Origin of the sequence: Amycolatopsis sp. NPDC058278 (assembly GCF_042881395.1) — a bacterium.
Lineage (GTDB): Bacteria > Actinomycetota > Actinomycetes > Mycobacteriales > Pseudonocardiaceae > Amycolatopsis.
Genome location: NZ_JBHVXZ010000058.1, coordinates 9,855 through 25,405, shown reverse-complemented (window position 1 = coordinate 25,405; position 15,551 = coordinate 9,855). Strand labels below are relative to the sequence as shown.

Annotated in this window: 12 protein-coding genes; 1 reads left to right on the top strand and 11 read right to left on the bottom strand. The window is 73.9% G+C overall.

What is annotated here, in order from left to right; translation table 11 throughout:
• Complete coding sequence (locus tag ACFVYA_RS27755; RefSeq protein WP_387049108.1) at positions 1 to 3,234, top strand: M14 family zinc carboxypeptidase; 3,234 nt, start codon at positions 1 to 3, stop codon at positions 3,232 to 3,234.
• Between the two features lie 67 nt (positions 3,235 to 3,301).
• Here ACFVYA_RS27755 and ACFVYA_RS27750 read toward each other — a convergent pair whose 3' ends face one another.
• From ACFVYA_RS27750 to ACFVYA_RS27700, 11 genes are all read right to left on the bottom strand, one after another.
• Positions 3,302 to 4,690, bottom strand: coding sequence for an amidase family protein (locus tag ACFVYA_RS27750; protein WP_387049106.1), 1,389 nt, complete (start codon positions 4,688 to 4,690; stop codon positions 3,302 to 3,304).
• A gap of 101 nt (positions 4,691 to 4,791) precedes the next feature.
• A complete protein-coding gene (gene hutH, locus ACFVYA_RS27745) occupies positions 4,792 to 6,393 on the bottom strand; it encodes a histidine ammonia-lyase (RefSeq protein ID WP_387049105.1) in 1,602 nt (533 codons plus the stop codon).
• Positions 6,390 to 7,562, bottom strand: coding sequence for a 3-deoxy-7-phosphoheptulonate synthase (locus tag ACFVYA_RS27740; protein ID WP_387049104.1), 1,173 nt, complete (start codon positions 7,560 to 7,562; stop codon positions 6,390 to 6,392). Before ACFVYA_RS27740 ends, hutH begins: the two co-directional genes overlap by 4 nt.
• The gene (locus ACFVYA_RS27735; protein ID WP_387049102.1) at positions 7,559 to 8,818 is read right to left on the bottom strand and encodes an acetyl-CoA carboxylase biotin carboxylase subunit family protein; all 1,260 of its coding nucleotides are present in this window, start codon (positions 8,816 to 8,818) and stop codon (positions 7,559 to 7,561) included. Before ACFVYA_RS27735 ends, ACFVYA_RS27740 begins: the two co-directional genes overlap by 4 nt.
• Complete coding sequence (locus tag ACFVYA_RS27730) at positions 8,815 to 10,119, bottom strand: MFS transporter (RefSeq protein WP_387049100.1); 1,305 nt, start codon at positions 10,117 to 10,119, stop codon at positions 8,815 to 8,817. Before ACFVYA_RS27730 ends, ACFVYA_RS27735 begins: the two co-directional genes overlap by 4 nt.
• Positions 10,112 to 11,413: an ATP-grasp domain-containing protein gene (locus tag ACFVYA_RS27725; protein WP_387049099.1), complete on the bottom strand. Its 1,302-nt coding sequence runs from the start codon at positions 11,411 to 11,413 to the stop codon at positions 10,112 to 10,114. Before ACFVYA_RS27725 ends, ACFVYA_RS27730 begins: the two co-directional genes overlap by 8 nt.
• The gene (locus tag ACFVYA_RS27720; RefSeq protein ID WP_387049097.1) at positions 11,410 to 12,783 is read right to left on the bottom strand and encodes an amidase family protein; all 1,374 of its coding nucleotides are present in this window, start codon (positions 12,781 to 12,783) and stop codon (positions 11,410 to 11,412) included. The genes ACFVYA_RS27725 and ACFVYA_RS27720 overlap by 4 nt, the downstream gene beginning before the upstream one ends.
• The gene (locus ACFVYA_RS27715; protein ID WP_387049095.1) at positions 12,780 to 13,964 is read right to left on the bottom strand and encodes an AMP-binding protein; all 1,185 of its coding nucleotides are present in this window, start codon (positions 13,962 to 13,964) and stop codon (positions 12,780 to 12,782) included. The genes ACFVYA_RS27720 and ACFVYA_RS27715 overlap by 4 nt, the downstream gene beginning before the upstream one ends.
• Complete coding sequence (locus ACFVYA_RS27710; protein ID WP_387049093.1) at positions 13,961 to 14,899, bottom strand: AMP-binding protein; 939 nt, start codon at positions 14,897 to 14,899, stop codon at positions 13,961 to 13,963. The genes ACFVYA_RS27715 and ACFVYA_RS27710 overlap by 4 nt, the downstream gene beginning before the upstream one ends.
• A complete protein-coding gene (locus ACFVYA_RS27705; protein WP_387049091.1) occupies positions 14,896 to 15,180 on the bottom strand; it encodes an acyl carrier protein in 285 nt (94 codons plus the stop codon). The genes ACFVYA_RS27710 and ACFVYA_RS27705 overlap by 4 nt, the downstream gene beginning before the upstream one ends.
• The gene (locus ACFVYA_RS27700) at positions 15,177 to 15,542 is read right to left on the bottom strand and encodes a hypothetical protein (protein WP_285991926.1); all 366 of its coding nucleotides are present in this window, start codon (positions 15,540 to 15,542) and stop codon (positions 15,177 to 15,179) included. Before ACFVYA_RS27700 ends, ACFVYA_RS27705 begins: the two co-directional genes overlap by 4 nt.
• Positions 15,543 to 15,551 lie beyond the last annotated feature (9 nt).

Sequence of the window (15,551 nt, the reverse complement as noted above, 5' to 3'; positions counted from 1 at the left end):
ATGAAACGGAAACCGCCGTTGCCGCGCCCGGGCCGGAGAGCCGCCTGGACGTTGGCGGCCCTACTGCTGCCCGCGCTCGTCACCGGGCCGCTGACCAGCACCCCCGCCGCCGCCGAGCCCGCCGGTCTGCGGCCCTACCGCGTCGACGTCACCAGTCCCGCGGTCGTGCGCGAACTGGCCGGCCAGGGCTTCGACGTCGCCGAAGGCGACAGCGGCAGCAGCGTCGAAATCGACGCCACCGGCGACCAGGCCCGCGCGCTCACCAAGCTCGGCATCACCGCCGTCCCCATGACGGGGACGGGCACGGCCGGCACGTCCGCGGCCCGGAAAGCCGCCGAACCCGGCACCTACGACGTCTACCGGCCCTACCTCGACCACACCTACGCCGGCACCGAAAACGGCAAACCGCGGCCGACGCTGTACGAGGAGTTCCAGGGCATCGCCGCCGCGCACCCCGACTTCGTCAAGCCGGAGATCATCGGGAAATCGCTGCAGGGCAAACCGATCCTCGCGCTGCGGATCACCAAGGACGCACGCCGGCCCGGCAACCGGGACGGCTCGAAGCCGTCGGTGCTCTACGTCGGCGGGCAGCACGCGCGGGAGTGGCTGGACAACGAGCAGGTCCGGCGCCTCACCCACCTGTTCGTGGACAACTACGGCCACCGCGGCCCGGCGAAGAGCACCGAAGGCACGCCGCTGGCCGGCGTCTCCTCGGCCGACCTGACGAAGATCGTCGACACGAAGGAGATCTGGGTCGTCCCGGTGGCCAACCCCGACGGCTACGACATCTCCTTCACCCCGGGCAACCGGCTGTGGCGCAAGAACGCCCGCGACACCAACGGCAACGGCAAGATCGACACCGGGGACGGCGTCGACCTCAATCGCAACTTCCCGGCCCACTGGGGGTTCGACAACGAGGACTCCTCGCCGGTGCCCACCTACGAAACCTACCGCGGCACCGGGCCGGAATCCGAGCCGGAAACCCGCGCGATGGACGGGCTGCTGGGCCGCATCGGGTTCAAGTTCCTGGTCAACTACCACGTCACCGACGCCGAGCGGCTGCTCTACGGGGTGGGCTACCAGATCGAAACCGCCGCCGCGGACGACCCGGTCTACCACGCGCTGGCCGGTGACGACGCGACCCCGGCGATCGGCTCCAACCCGCCGGGTGCGCCGAAGCCCTATATCCCCGGCCCGCTCTCGTTCCCGTTCCGCAACGGCGGCATCACCGACGACACGGCGAACACCGTCTACCACACGACGTCGTTCACCGTGGAGATGGACGGCGGCGACCCGGCCCGCGGCGGGGGTGGTTCCCGGTTCGAGTTCCAGGACAGCGACGCCGACATCGAGCAGGCGTTCGTCAAGAACCTCCCGTTCGCGCTCGACATCGCGCACTCCTCCGCGGATCCCGCAAACCCGGTCTCGCACCTGGGCCGCACCACGCCGGCGTTCGTCCCGCACACCTTCGGCGTCTCCTACGGCACCCCGCAGGAGGTCGCCGTCGACGCCAAGCGCGAGCTGGGCCCGGTCACCCTGCACTGGAGCGTCAACGGCGGCCGCGAGCGCACCGCGGCCACGCACGAATTCACCGGCGGCGAGCGCTACGGCAGCGGCTACAACCTGTACTACCACCAGCTGCGCGGCACGATCACCGGCACCAAGGCGGGCGACCAGGTGCGGGTCTGGTTCACCGCCCGTGCCGCGAAGGCCGACCCGTTCACCTATTCGGTGCGCTCCACCAGCGGCAACCCCGTGCTCGTGCTCGCGGCCGAGGACTACTCGGGCCAGCCGGGCGGCACCCTGGAATCGCCGCCGTACGCCGACCGGACCAAGCCGAACCACCTGCAGTACTACCGCTCGGCGCTGGACGCGAACAAGGTCGGCTACGACGTCTACGACGTGGACGCCGAGCACCGCACCGCGCCCGACGCCCTCGGCGTGCTCTCGCACTACAAGGCGGTGATCTGGTACACGGCCAACGACAGCTTCGTCCGGGGTGCCGGCGCACCGGGTCAGACGGGCACGTCGAAGCTGGCCGACGACGAGATCCTCGCCGCCCGCGACTACCTCAACGAGGGCGGGAAACTGCTCTACACCGGGCAGAACGCGGCCAACGCGCAGCTGCTCGGCGCGGCGTACAACCCGCACGGGGAACCGCCGTACTGCGACACCACGGGGTCCGGCCCGGGCACGGTGAAGGACTGCGCGGTGCTGACCGACGACTTCCTGCAGTACTGGCTCGGCGCGTACACCCACACCCAGGCCGCGGTCACCAAGGCGGACGCGAGCGCGCTGCCGCTGGTGGCGAACACCGCGTCCGGTCCGCTGCCGCTGAAGCTGGACGGCGGTGACTCGGCGGACAACCAGGTGCACACGTACGGCATGGTGACCGCGTCGAGCCTGCTGCCCGCCCGGCAGTTCCCGCAGTTCTCCTCGGAGGTTTCGGTCGGCTTCGCCGGGACATCGCCCTTCGAACCGGTCACCGGCACGCACTACGCGCTGTCGCCCTCGGTGCCGGCGAGCTTCGAGCGGCTGCGCAAGACGGTGGACCTGACCGGCGCCCGGACCGGCGACCTGTCGTTCAAGGTCTCCTACGACACCGAACCCCGCTCCGACTTCGTGCTGGTCGAGGCCCACCACGCCGGGCAGGACGACTGGACGACGCTGCCGGACCTCAACGGGCACACCTCGACCGACGCCGGCCTGTCCTGCGACATCAACTGGGACTCGCTGCACCCGTTCCTGGCGCGCTACCAGACGAACCCGTCGAAGGACACCACGAAGCCGGACTGCACGGCGACCGGCACGACGGGATCGTGGAACGCCGCCAGCGGCAACTCCCGCGGCTACCAGGACTGGAAGGTGGACCTGTCCCGCTACGCCGGCTCGCAGGTGGAGCTGTCGATCAGCTACGTGCAGGACTTCGCGGTCTCCGGCCTGGGCGTGTTCGTCGACGACACCGCCGTCACCGAGGACGGCACGGTCACCGACCGGACGTCGTTCGAGGACGGTCTCGGCGGCTGGGAAGCGGGCCCGCCCCCGCCCGGCACGGCCGTCACCACCGCCGCGGCCTGGGCGGCCCAGCCCGGCATCGGCTACCACTTCGGCGCCGGCGTCCAGACCGCGCGGACCGTCTACTGGGGCTTCGGCCTCGAAGGCGTCGACGGCTCGGACACCCGGGCCCGGCTCCTCGGTGACGCGCTGACCCACCTCGGCGTGCGCCACCGCTGAACCCGGTTCCCCGCAACCGAGAAGGCCCACCGGAGGTTTCCGGTGGGCCTTCTCCTCGTGGTCCGGGTCAGCGGGGTGCGAAGCCCAGCGGGCCCCGGACGCGTTCGGCATCGCGCGCCAGGGAGACCAGCGCGCCGTCGGCCTGCGGACGGCCGACCAGCTGCATCGCCACCGGGACCACGCCGTCGCGGGCGGTGGCGACCGGGAAGGTCAGCGCGGGCAGGCCGGTGAAGCTGGCCAGCGGGGTGTAGCCGATGTCGTCCTCGTGGTCGATGCCGGTGCGGGTGCGGGTCAGCGGGATCGTCGACCGCGTGCGGTCCTCGGCCGGGTCCCGCGGGACGGGGCCCTTCGGGTCCAGCGGCAGCAGCAGCGCATCGACGCCGAGGCCGGCGAACCAGCCGTTGTTGGCCACCCGCAGGCGGTGCTGGGCCGTGACGATCTCGTGCAGCCGGGCGTCGGTGACGTCGGCGCCCGCGGCGACCGCCTTCTCCGTTGCCGGACCGAGGTCCTCGGCCAGCCAGCCGCGCCACTGCGGCAAGGCGTCCCAGGCCGCCCGCGCGCACAGTTCCCACGCCGCCGAGCGCCAGCTCCAGGGCTCGCCCACGCGCACTTCGGTGACCGCGTGACCGGCCGTCCGCAAGAGTTCGATCGTGGTGCGGACGCCGTCGAGGATCTCCGGCTCGACCGTCGCGAGTGCCTCGGTCACCACGCCGACGCGGTACGGCCCGGCCGGGACCGGGCCGATCGGCAAGCCGCAGTGCCCGGCCGCGTAGGCGAGGTCGTCGGCGGTGCGGGCCACCCAGCCGGGCGCGTCCATCGACGGGCACAGCGGGAAGACGCCGTGGAGCCGGTCGGTGTGGGTCAGGCGCAACCCCACCACGCCGCAGCGGCCGGCGGGCCAGCGGACCGAGCCGAGCACGTCGGTGCCCAGCGCCAGATCGCAGATCCCGGCGGCGACCGCCACGCCGCAGCCGGTGCTGGAGCCGGCCGGGTCCAGCCGGGGGAAGTACGGGTTCCCGCAGCCGGAACCGATGCCCAGGTTCAGCTCGGTGGTCACCAGCTTGGCCACTGTGGACAGTCCACGGAGGCCGGTCAGCGGGGCCGCGCTGCGGCGCGGGTAGTGCCGGTGCCGGCGCAGCCCGAGCCGGGTCGCGAACCCGGCGACGTCGACGGTGTCCTTCACCCCGAGCCGCACCGGTGGCTCGCCCTCACGGAGCTCGCTGCAGGCGCGGTAGTGCGTATCCGCGGCGAACGCCCACGGGTCGGCCTCGGCGCCGAACTCCGCGGCGGTCAGCGCCCCGCGAGCCAGCTGCGCCGCCCGTTCGCGCAGCGACCACCGAAGCGGCTCGGGCAGCGGGCCGGGTGGCCGGGACCAGCCGGCGGCGAACGCCCGGGCCGCGGTGCGTGCACCGGTTTCCGTGGTGTCTTCGAGGGATTCGATCGATACCGGACTCATCGAGGCCGTCCTTCCGCTCGGGCCGCGGTCCCGCCACGGCGCGATACGACGAAGGCCCGCACCCCGTGGGGCGGGCCGGTCGCGCTGGTCGAAAACTGCGGTCACGCGGATCCGGCGACCCGCGCTTCGGCCGCCCCGAAGGGCGCCACCACGCCGGTCAGCGCGCCCGACCGCAGGGCTGCGGCGAGGCCGGCCAGTTCGTGGTCGAGCCTGCGGTCGCGGTCGAGGAAGCCGGCCCGGTCGCGGACGAAGGTGTACACGGCCCGGGTGCCCTCCCCCAAGGCCGCCGGGCCGCCGCGGAGGTCGATGGCCTGGCAGAGCGCGGCCAGGTGCGCCGCGGTGGCTTCGCGGACCAGTTCGGTCACCGCGCAGGCGTCGCGGGCGGCGATGGTGGCCATGCTGACCTTGTCCTGGTTGTGCGCCTCGGTGGAGCGCGAGTGGACGGTCGCGGGCGCCGAGCGCTGCAGTGCCTCGGCGACCAGCGCCGAGGTCGCGATCTGCACGCCTTTGAAGCCGTGCTGCGGCCCCTTCGCCGGCCCGGTCAGCCCGGCCGGCAGGCCGTTGCTGTACTTCTCGTCCACCACCAGGGCCAGCTGGCGGTCCAGCAGATCACCGGCGCTGGCGACGGCGACCTTCAGCGAGTCCATGGCCATCCCCACGTGCCCGCCGTAGAAGTTGCCGCCGTTGTGCACTTCCCCGGTTCCCGGCTCGAACAGCGGGTTGTCCGTGCTGGCGTTGATCTCCACCGCCAGCCAGCGGCCCGCCCACTCGAGCGTGTCGTGCAGGACGCCCAGCACGTGCGGGGCGCACCGCACCGAATAGCGGTCCTGGATCGGGTGGGCCAGCCGGGAGCCGCCGTCGCCGTTCAGCTCGGTGATTTCCCGCTGCCCGCGCGCGAACCCCGAGCCGTCGAGCAGCCGCCGCACCACGCCGGCCACGTGCACCTGACCCGGGTGGGGCTTGTTCGCGTGCGTCATCGGGTGGAAGTGGTCACGGTTGCCGCGCAACGCTTCCACGGCCAGCGCCGTCGCCGCCGCGCCCGCGACGCAGAGGTCGGCCGCCTCGGCGTAGGCGTGCACCGCGAACGCCGAGAGGAACGCCGTCCCGTTGATCAGCGCCAGCGCTTCCTTCGGCTCCAGCCGCACCGGCCGCAGGCCGGCGCCGGCGAGGGCCGCCGCGGCCGGGCGTTCGACGCCGTGCACGCGGACCGTGCCTTCGCCCACCAGCATCGAGGCGACGTAGCACAGGGGCACGAGGTCGCCGCTGGCGCCGACCGAGCCGCGTACCGGCACCACCGGCAGCAGGTCCGCGGCCAGGCAGTCCAGCAGCAGCCGGACCACCTCCGGCCGGATCCCGGACCGGCCGCGGGCCAGGCAGTTCGCGCGGATCAGCAGCGTCGCGCGAACCACGTCGTCCGGCGCGGCCGGGCCGGTCCCGGCGAGGTGGTAGCGGATCAGCCCGGCCTGCAGCGCGGCGGCGTCGGCCGGTTCGACCCGGCTGATGTTGCGATCACCGAATCCCGTGGTCACGCCGTACACCGGTGTTCCCGACGCGACGAGCGCGTCCCGCGCCGCGACCGACGCGGCCATGACGTCGTCCAGTCCCGCCGGAACCACCCCGCGGACGCCGGGCGTGCGCGAGGCGATCGCGACCGCGGCCGGATCGAGGGTGTCCGTGCCGACCTCGAACCCCGCGCCGGTCACGGCGAAACCGCCGCGGCGAACGCGCGGACGACGTCGCGGGCCTGGGCCGGGTTGAGGCGCGGATCGCAGCCGGTCCAATAGCGCGGCGTCGGGTCGTCGGGCAGGTCGACGCATTCGGTCACGTCGTCCGGGGTCAGTTCCAGGTGGATCCCGCCCGGGTGCGCCCCGGCCTCGCGCAGGGCCGCCACGAACCCGGCGACCTCCGTGCGGACGTCGTCGACCAGACGGATCTTCCGGCCGCTCGCCGCGCGTTGCCCGTTGCCGTGCATGGGGTCGCAGATCCACACCGGCAGGCAGCCCGCCTCGCGGGCCGCTCCGGCCAGCGCGGGCAGCACCCGGCGTACGTGTCCCGCGCCCATCCGGGCGACGAACGACAACCGGCCCGGCGTCCGCTGCGGGTCGAGCACGTCGATCAGGGCCTTCAGGTCCTCGCGGGCGGTGGCCGGGCCGAGCTTGACCGCGACCGGGTTGGTGATCCGGCTCAGCAGGCCGATGTGCGGCCCGGCCGGGTCGCGGGTGCGTTCCCCGGCCCACAGCAGGTGCGCGGATCCGCCGTAGGGGCCCGACGCGGCCGGGCGCACCAGCGCGTTTTCGTAGTCCAGCAGCAGAGCTTCGTGGCTGGTGAACACGCGGCGGCCCGACGCGGCGGCCAGGACGTCGAGCGTGGCGTGGATCGACGCGGCCCGCTCGCGGGCGGTCAGCAACCGGGCCGGGTCCGGCACGCGGGCGGCCGGATCCGCCGCGAGGGCGTTGACCGCGTCACCGCGGTACACCGGCAGGGAACCGCCGTCCGGCAGGCGTTCCACCGCGCTGGAGCGGGGTTTGGCGAACTGCCCGGCGATCCGGCCCACGGTCAGCGCCGGCACCGCGGTCGCGATCTCGACCAGATCGGCCAGCTCGGTCAGCTGCGCGGCCTTGCGGCGGGTGGTGTGCGCGGAGACCTCGTCGAACAGCTCCGCACAGTCGCCGCCCTGGACCAGGTACGCCGCGCCGGACGCGACCGCGGCCAGCTGGGTGCGCAGGTCCGCGCAGTCGGCCGGGGTCACCAGCGGTGCGGACGCGGCCAGCCGGGCGGTCACCCCGGCCAGTGCGTCGGCCGATGGCCACAACGGTTCGGTGGCCGGGGACGGGGCGGCGAGCGGCTCGCCGGGGCGGGGCGCGACGGTCATGACCCGGCCCGCACCCGGACACCCGCGCGGCAGCGCCGCTCGAGCTCGTCCAGCTCCGCCACCGACGGCGCGTCGATGACGAACATCGCCGCCCGGTCCCCCGATTCCCGCAGCGGCACCAGCTCGGTCCCGCTCGGCTTGAGCGCGAGCACGCACCGCACAGTCGCGTCGTCGTCGCGCTCCGCGCAGGTCGCGATCTGCGCGTGCACCTCCCCGGGGCTGAACCAGTGCACGCCCACGCCGAGTTCCGGGGCGACCTCGACGTCGGTGAGGACCCCGGCCGGGTGGTCGAGGTAGACCTGACGCGCCACGCGCGTCGGCGGCGGGAGCTCGGCCGGTTCGCCGAGCACCGCGCGCAGGTAGGCCTCTTCGAGGCTGACGCCCGTGGCGAGCCAGTGCAGCGCCATGATGCTGTCGCCGGGCGGCCGCGCGGCGATCTCGATCAGCACCGGCCGGCCCGAGTCGTCCAGCCGGTATTCGGCGTGCGCGACGCCGGTGCCGAACCCGAGCCGGTCCAGCACGGCGTGGTGGGTGTCCAGCAGCGCCGCCCGCGCCGGCTCGTCGAGCCCCGGGGCGGGCGTGGTGTGGCCGAGTTCGACGAAGAACCCGGAGTCCAGCCCGGTGGTCCGCTTGCCGGTGATCTCGGCGTAGCCGACCACGCCGTCGACGCTCAGCGACTCGACCGAGAACTCCGGGCCGCGCACCGGTTCTTCCAGCAGCAGCACCTCGTCCGGCCCGTATTCGGCCAGCGCGGTTTCGAGCCCGGCGGCGTCAGGGACGAACCGGACGCCGGAGCTGGCCAGCCGTCCGGCCGGCTTCAGGATCACCGGGAACCGCGGCTCGCCGCTGCCGGCGCGTTGCGACCGCGGGCTCCACTCGGCCAGGAACCGCCGCTGCAGGTGCTTGTCCCGGCAGACCGTCGCGGCCCGCAGCCCCGGCGAGGGCACGCCGAGCAGGTCCGCGGCGATCGCCGCGGGCAGGACGTACTGCTCGACCAGGCAGGCGACGCCGACGACGGCGAACCGCTCCGCCCAGCCCGCGACGACGTCCGCCACCACCGCGTGGTCCTCCGGGTCGGCCGCGGCGAAGCCGGCGACGTGCGAGAGATCGCCGCTGAGCAACGCTTCGGCGTGCGGTCCGCCGCGGTCGACGATCAGGGCGGCGATCCCGCACTCGGCCAGCACCCGCAGGTACCGCTGGTTCCACGCCACCGCCAGGCCGCCGAACAGCACGACGGCCGGTTTGGGGGTGCTCATGCCTGCTCCGTTTCGGACGGTCCCGCGGTGACGGGCTCCGGCTCGGGCGGCCGGGAAACCTCGTCCGTGCGGAACGCGCGGATCGTGATCACCACCCCGACGAGGCCGAGCAGGAGGCCGACCACGCCGTAGATCATCCGCAGCGTGCCCGCGGTGACGAAGACCGCCAGCACCGCGTAGACGACCAGGCGGCAGAGCCCGACGCTGGTGATCAGCAGGGCCATCACGCGGCCCTGGACGTCCACCGGCACGTGCTCCTGCACGCGGGTGCGGAAGATGTAGAAGGACTGGAAACTCACCCCGGCGAGCCCGTAGAGCACCATCGGCGCGGCCAGTGCGTGCGAGTAGGCGAGGGCGACCAGGGCGACACCCATGCCGATCACGCCGAGCGCGGCCAGCCGGTCGCGGTTGAGCCGCGCGGTGGCCAGCGGCAGCAGCAGGCCGCCGAGGATGGCGCCGAAGGCGAACATCGCGTCGATGTAGCCGAGCCCGCTCGCCCCGACGTGCAGCGCGTCGTTCGCGAACGGCGCGAGCAGCGTGTTCAGCACGTACAGCACGGCGAACAGGGTCAGCAGCATCAGGTACGACGGGATCATCGGCCGGTGCGTGCGCAGGTAGGTGAGCCCGGCGGCGGCCTCGCGGACCGCTTCGCGCCAGTTCTCGTTCTTCGTGCGCACCACGCGCTGGGTCCGGACGCCGAACACGAAAGCCGCGGAGCCGAGGTAGGACAGGACGTTGATGGCCAGCACCGCGCTCACCGACGAGCTGCCGAGGATGAACCCGCCGAGCGCGGCGCCGCTGACGTTGCCGATCTGCACCGCGACGCCGGTGGTGGCGTTCGCCGCGAGCAGCCGGTCCACCGGCACGATCTCGCGGACGAGGGTGGTTCCGGTGGGCACCGCGGTGGACTCGGTCAGCCCGAGCAGGAACACCATCACGAACACGTGCCAGGTGGCCAGGTTGCCGGTGACCTGCAGGAGGACGACCGACGCGAGCACGGTGGCCGAGGTCAGGTCGGCGAAGGCGAACACGAGCCGGCGCGGGAACCGGTCGATCAGGACGCCGATGACCGGGCCGAAGAACACCCCCGGCAGCGCGGCGGTCAGCAGCACCAGCGCCACGGCCCTCGGGCTCCCGGTCATGGTGAGCACCAGCCACACGTTGGCGACGAACTGCATGCCGTTGCCCACGTTGGTGACCAGCATGGCGCCGGCGATGCGGCGGTAGCCGACCGGGCGCAGCGGCTCGATCCGCTCACGCAGCAGGCCGCCGACGGCGGCGAAGAACCCGGACTCAGCCATCGGCCCGCTCCCCGGGATCGGTCTCCACGCGGATCGCCGCGTCACAGCTGCGGGTCAGCTCGTCCAGCGCGGCCGGGGTCGGCGCATCGATGAGGTAGGTCGCCGAGCGATCCGCCGACGAGCGGATCTCGCCCAGTTCGTCGCCCTTCGCGCGCCCCATCATGATCATCCGGACGCCGGCGTCGGGGGCGGGCCGCACAGCCGGGAAGAACCAGCGTTCGCGCAGCCAGGTCACCGGGACGCCCAGGCCGTCGGCCCGCATCCCGGTGAGCACGCCCGGGGTGTGCGGGACGTACTTCTGCCGGGCCCAGCGCACCGGCTCCGGGTAGGACACTCCTTCGCCGAGGGCCACCGCGAGCATCGCGGGTTCCATCGGCTCGCCGGTGGCCAGGCCGTAGAGGGTGATGATGCTGTCGCCGGCCGGGCGGGCGGCGATCTCCATCAGCCGCACCACGCCTTCGGGGGTGACCCGGTACTCGGCGTGCGCGACGCCGTCGCGGAAGTCCAGGCGCCGCAGCACCTGCTCGTTCACCGCCCGCACCGCGGCCTGCTGCGCCGCGGTGAGCGCGACGTCCGGGACGGTGTGGCCGAGTTCGACGAAGAACCGCCCACTGTCCTCATTGGTCAGTTTCCCGGTGATCCCGGTGAACCGGACGCGACCGTCGTGCACCAGCGCTTCGACCGAGACCTCCGGCCCGGGCACCAGTTCTTCGAGCAGCATCGGCGCGGCGAAACCCGGACGGGCGAGGGCGGCGGCGAGCTCTCCGGCGGAGCCGACCCGGCTGACCCCGGCGCTGGCCTGGCCGTCGAGCGGCTTGAGCACGGCCGGGAACGTCGTCCAGTCCGCCGCGTCGGCCGTAGGCAGCAGGCGCGAGCGCGGGCTCCATTCGGCGAGGTACCGGCGCTGCAGCAGCTTGTTCCGGCAGACGCGGCCCGCCCGCAGGCCGGGGCCGGGCAGGCCGAGCAGGTCGGCGAGCACGGCACCGGTTTCGACGAACCCTTCGCCGAAGACCAGCACGCCCCGCACATCGTAGGCGGCGGCCCAGCCCGACACGGTGTCGATCACCCCGGCGCGATCGGTGCCCTCGTGCCAGGCCAGCTCGGCGATCGGCGCCATCGGGTGCCCCGGGTCGGCGCGGCGGGCGTCGTCGTAGTGGCGGGCGAACGGGCTGTCCTCGTCGACGCCCAGTACCCGCAGCCCGCGCGCCGCGGCGGCGGGCAGCAGGTCGGGGTACCGGGCGGCGACGAACATCCCGAGCACCACCACGGCACCCGGGCGGTCTTCGGCGGTCATTGCGTCCTCACCTTCGGGATGGCGCCACCGGCGGGTTCCCCGGCGACGGACAAGTTCGGCAACGCTCCGTCGCCGTTGAGCGCGGCTCCGGCCGCCACCAGCAGCGCGTCGCGCCCCCGGGCGGCCAGCACCTGCACGCCGGCCGGCGAGCCCTCGCGCGAGAGCGTCATCGGCAGGGAAAGCACCGGCAGCCGCGCGAAATTGGCCACGAGCGTGAGTGCCCCCGGCCCGTCCACAGCGGACGGTCCGGGCAGTGACGTCGAGGCCGAGCGCTCGGCCGGGTCGGGCAGCCCGGTCTCCAGCGGCAGCACGATCAGGTCGTAGCGCCGGGTCAGCAGCTCGCCGGCGGTGCGCACCGCCGCCTCCTGCCGGGCCAGCAGGTCCTCGTGCTGGGACCGGCCGATGTGCGCCCCGGCGGTCATCGCCCGCACCGTCTCCGGCTGCAGGGCGAGACCGGGGCGGCCGCGCAGCCGGCCGAAGCCGTCGTGCGCTTCCTTGGCCAGCAGCTGCCCGGCTGCTTCGATCATGTCCCACAGCTGCGGCAGATCCGCCCGCGTGACGTCGTGGCCGAGCGCGGCGAGCCGGTCGTGCGCCACGGCCAGCGCGGCCAGCAGGTCCGGGTCCGTGCCGCGCGGGGCGGTCACGGCGATCCGCAGCGGCCCGGCGGCCGGCCCGTCGGCGAGCCCGAACGCGGCGGCCAGCCGGCGGGTCCGCCACAGCCACGCGAGGTCGTCGGCGGTGCGGGTGATCAGCCCCGGCGCCTCCATGCTCGGCGCGACGCAGTGCACCCCCTCCAGCAGCTCGGGCGACGGCGTCAGCCGCAGCGCGGTCACGCCGCAGTAGACGGCGGGCCAGCGCAGCGAACCGCCGGAGTCGGTGCCCACCGAGACGTCGCAGAAGCCGGCCGCGACGGCCACCGCGCTGCCGGTGCTCGACCCGGCCGGCGACACGTGCGGGAAGCGCGGGTTCCGGCTCGGTTTCTTCGTGCCCAGCGCGCATTCGGTGCTGGTCACCTTGCCCAGCGCGAGCAGGCCGCGGCCGGCCAGCACCCGCGCGATCCGGGCGGACACCGCCGGCCGCACCGCGTACCCGGCGGGGATGCCGAGTTTCGTCGCGAAGCCGGCGACGTCGACGGTGTCCTTGAAGGTCACCGATTCCCGGGCCGGCCACTCCGGCCGGCCCGCGGCGATCTGCCGCGGCTTCACGAACGCGCCGTACTCGGGGTCGAGCTCCTCGATCTGCGCGGCGAGATCGGCCCGCATGCCGGTGACGTCGAGGTCGCCGGCGGTCAGCGCCGCCCGCCGGTGCGCCAGCGGGCGGGTCAGGCTCCTGTGCCGTGCGGCCTGCTCGGGGGTGAGCGGGCGGCTCATCGCGGCGGGTCCAGGGGCACCAGGGACGGCGTCTTCGCGGTCCGGTCGTTGACCTGCAGCCGGTCGACGACCACGATTTCGAAGGCGTCGTCGTCGCCGCGGAGAGCGAACCGCAGGTCGATCTGGGAATCCAGCAGCCGCGCCCGCAGCGCGTCCACGTCCGGCGTGGCGCCCGCGGCGGGGACCACGCGGATTTCGAGGCGTTCGGGGTCCGCCTCGCGCCACGCCGCCTGCGCCGCCACGACCGAGGCGTCCGCGCGGGCGAGGCCGAGCAGCTCGTCCGGGGCGACCAGGGTGCCGGCGAACTTGATCAGCGCACCCTCCCGGCCGAGCAGCCGCAGGGCCCGGTCGCCACCGCACGCACACCGCGTCCAGCGGGCCCGGTCGCCGATGCGGTAGCGCACCACCGGGCTCACCGCGTCCTCGTGCAGCGTGGTGACCAGGACCGAGCCGTCGACGACTTCGACGTGCTGGTGCGGGAAGACGTGGAACGTCGTGGCGTCGCAGTCCGGGCCGTTGTGCCCGATCACCCACGTCTCGGTGGAGCCGTAGTTGCCCCACAGCCCGACCCCGGGCACCTCTTCGCGGCACAGCCGGACCAGCGATTCCGGGCACGGCTCGCCGAAGAACAGCGCGGCCCGCAGCCGGCGCAGGATCGGGTGCCGCAGCCGCAGCGCCAGTGCGAGCACCTGCTCCAAGGTGGACGGTGTGCCGCACAGCGCGGTGGTGCCGTGGGTGTCCAGGAAGTCGAGCCACTGCGGCCATTCGCCGGCTTCGACGTGCCCGAGCCCGATGGCGTCGGCGCCGCAGCGTTCCGCCAAGCCGTTGTAGAAGTAGTGCGCCGACCAGAGCCGCCCGGGCATGGCGAGGTTCGCCAGCACGTCGCCGGGGCCGAGCGGCCGCCAGTGGCCGAGGATGGCGTCCAGGTGCATGGCGATCGGGATCCAGGCCACCTTCGGCGCCGCGGTGCTGCCGCCGCTGGTGAACAGATACGCGCCGCCCCGCCCGGGCTGGCCCGAGGCCAGGGTCATGGACGCGGTGATGTCCTCGCGCGTCATCTCCGGCACGTCGGTGAAGGAGAACTCGCCCGCCAGGTCCAGGTGCGCGTAGCGGTCGGAGAAGAACGGGAGCCCGGCGGCCTGCCGGACCACGTCGCGCAGTCGCTTGTCCACTTCGGTCATGAGTTCCTCGCTACCGGGATCAGGGCTCGGGGCCGCTGCCAGGCCGGCAGCGCTTCGACGGCGGCCGCGAGCGTGGCCGGCACGCCCGCCCCGGCCGCGGCGGTTTCGGTCGGTTCGACGGTGACGGTGAACCACTCGCCGCGGACGTCGTCGCGTTCGGGACGGCACCGCAGGACGTGGCCGGGCGCGGCCCCGGCCAGCTCGCTCAGCAGCCGGTCGACGTCCAGCCGGCGGCCGTTGACCTTCAGCAGCCGCCCGTCCCGGCCCTCCCAGCGGAACGTCGCCGGGCCGGTGACGCGCACCAGGTCGTCCAGCCGGTGCTCACCGGGCGGCGGTTCGCCTTCGCGCGCGGCCAGGCGCGGGCTCGACACGGTCAGCCGGCCCTCGCCCGCGGCCAGCAGGGCGTCGGCGAAGCGGACGTCGGGCGCGAGGGTCCACTCAGGGCTCCCGCCGTGTTCGCGGGTGGCGACCAGGCCGGTTTCGGTGGAGCCGAACAGCTCCACCAGCCGCGCCCGCGGCCCGAGCGCGGCCCGCACCGCTCCGGCCGCCTCGGGGATCGCGGCGCTGCTGAACACCATCGTGACCCGGGAACAGTGCGCGAACGCGTGCGACGAGCGTTCCAGCACCGCGAACGACGCCGGCAGCAGCACCAGCAGCGGGTGCCGCGCGGCACCGACGTCGAACGCGGCGGTCTGCGGCACCTGCCGCACCGGCACGCCCAGGACTTCCGGGAGCCGCACCCCCGTCAGGTGCCCGTACAGGTGCGCGGGCGGGGCGTGGGTGAACACGGCGTCGACCCGCACGGCCGGGTCGGCGTCGAGCAGCCGGGCCAGCAGCTCGGTTTCGGCCACCAGCTGGACCTCCGTGCGCAGCCAGCCGACCGGGGCGCCCGTGGTGCCCGAGGTGCTGAACCGCGTGACCGGGGCGGTGGTCACGAGAACACCCCCAGCACTTCGGCGTCGTGGCGCTTGCGCTCGATCAGCGCGGTGATCGAGCCGACGCTGCGGAAGGTCGTGAGCAGGTGGTCCTCGACCAGGTCGACCGAGATGCCGAAGGCCTGCTCCAGCTTCGCGACGCAGTCGAGCACGCCGAGGCTGTCGTACTTCTCCGGCGCGATGTCGGCCAGCGGCGTGTCGTCCTGCGCCGCGTCCAGCTCGACGCCGAGCACGCCCGCCAACGCCGTGCGCACGCCTTCACGGATTTCTTCGGTGGTCATCGCGCGGTGCCTTCCTCTGCGCTCGCCCGGGCTTCCGGGACGTAGTGGTCTCGGGGATCGGTCGGGAAGAAGGAGACGAACACCCGCTCGGCCGGCACCAGCGCGGCGAAACTACGGCGCAGCTGCTCGGCGTACCCGGCCTTGAACTCGTCGTCGCGGTCCTGCGCCACGACGCAGGACACGAACGCGTACGGGAGCTCGAGCGGGAACGGCCCGCTGTAGACGGACCCGGGCGGCTCGAACCGGGTGATCACGTGGGCGGGGGTGACCCCGGCGCGGCGCCAGAAGAACGTGAGTTCCTTGGCGATCCGCCGCCGGTGCGGTTCGTCGAGCTCCGGGCAGCGCACGATGGTGGTCGGCATCGCCGGCCC

Excerpts from the sequence above, each read along its gene's own strand:
- ACFVYA_RS27720 (WP_387049097.1), bottom strand. The coding sequence starts at position 12,783 with ATGAGCCGCCCGCTCACCCCCGAGCAGGCCGCACGGCACAGGAGCCTG.
- ACFVYA_RS27750 (WP_387049106.1), bottom strand. The coding sequence starts at position 4,690 with ATGAGTCCGGTATCGATCGAATCCCTCGAAGACACCACGGAAACCGGT.
- ACFVYA_RS27740 (WP_387049104.1), bottom strand. The coding sequence starts at position 7,562 with ATGACCGTCGCGCCCCGCCCCGGCGAGCCGCTCGCCGCCCCGTCCCCG.
- ACFVYA_RS27725 (WP_387049099.1), bottom strand. The coding sequence starts at position 11,413 with ATGACCGCCGAAGACCGCCCGGGTGCCGTGGTGGTGCTCGGGATGTTC.
- ACFVYA_RS27735 (WP_387049102.1), bottom strand. The coding sequence starts at position 8,818 with ATGAGCACCCCCAAACCGGCCGTCGTGCTGTTCGGCGGCCTGGCGGTG.
- ACFVYA_RS27730 (WP_387049100.1), bottom strand. The coding sequence starts at position 10,119 with ATGGCTGAGTCCGGGTTCTTCGCCGCCGTCGGCGGCCTGCTGCGTGAG.
- ACFVYA_RS27715 (WP_387049095.1), bottom strand. The coding sequence starts at position 13,964 with ATGACCGAAGTGGACAAGCGACTGCGCGACGTGGTCCGGCAGGCCGCC.
- ACFVYA_RS27755 (WP_387049108.1), top strand. The coding sequence starts at position 1 with ATGAAACGGAAACCGCCGTTGCCGCGCCCGGGCCGGAGAGCCGCCTGG.
- ACFVYA_RS27700 (WP_285991926.1), bottom strand. The coding sequence starts at position 15,542 with ATGCCGACCACCATCGTGCGCTGCCCGGAGCTCGACGAACCGCACCGG.
- ACFVYA_RS27705 (WP_387049091.1), bottom strand. The coding sequence starts at position 15,180 with ATGACCACCGAAGAAATCCGTGAAGGCGTGCGCACGGCGTTGGCGGGC.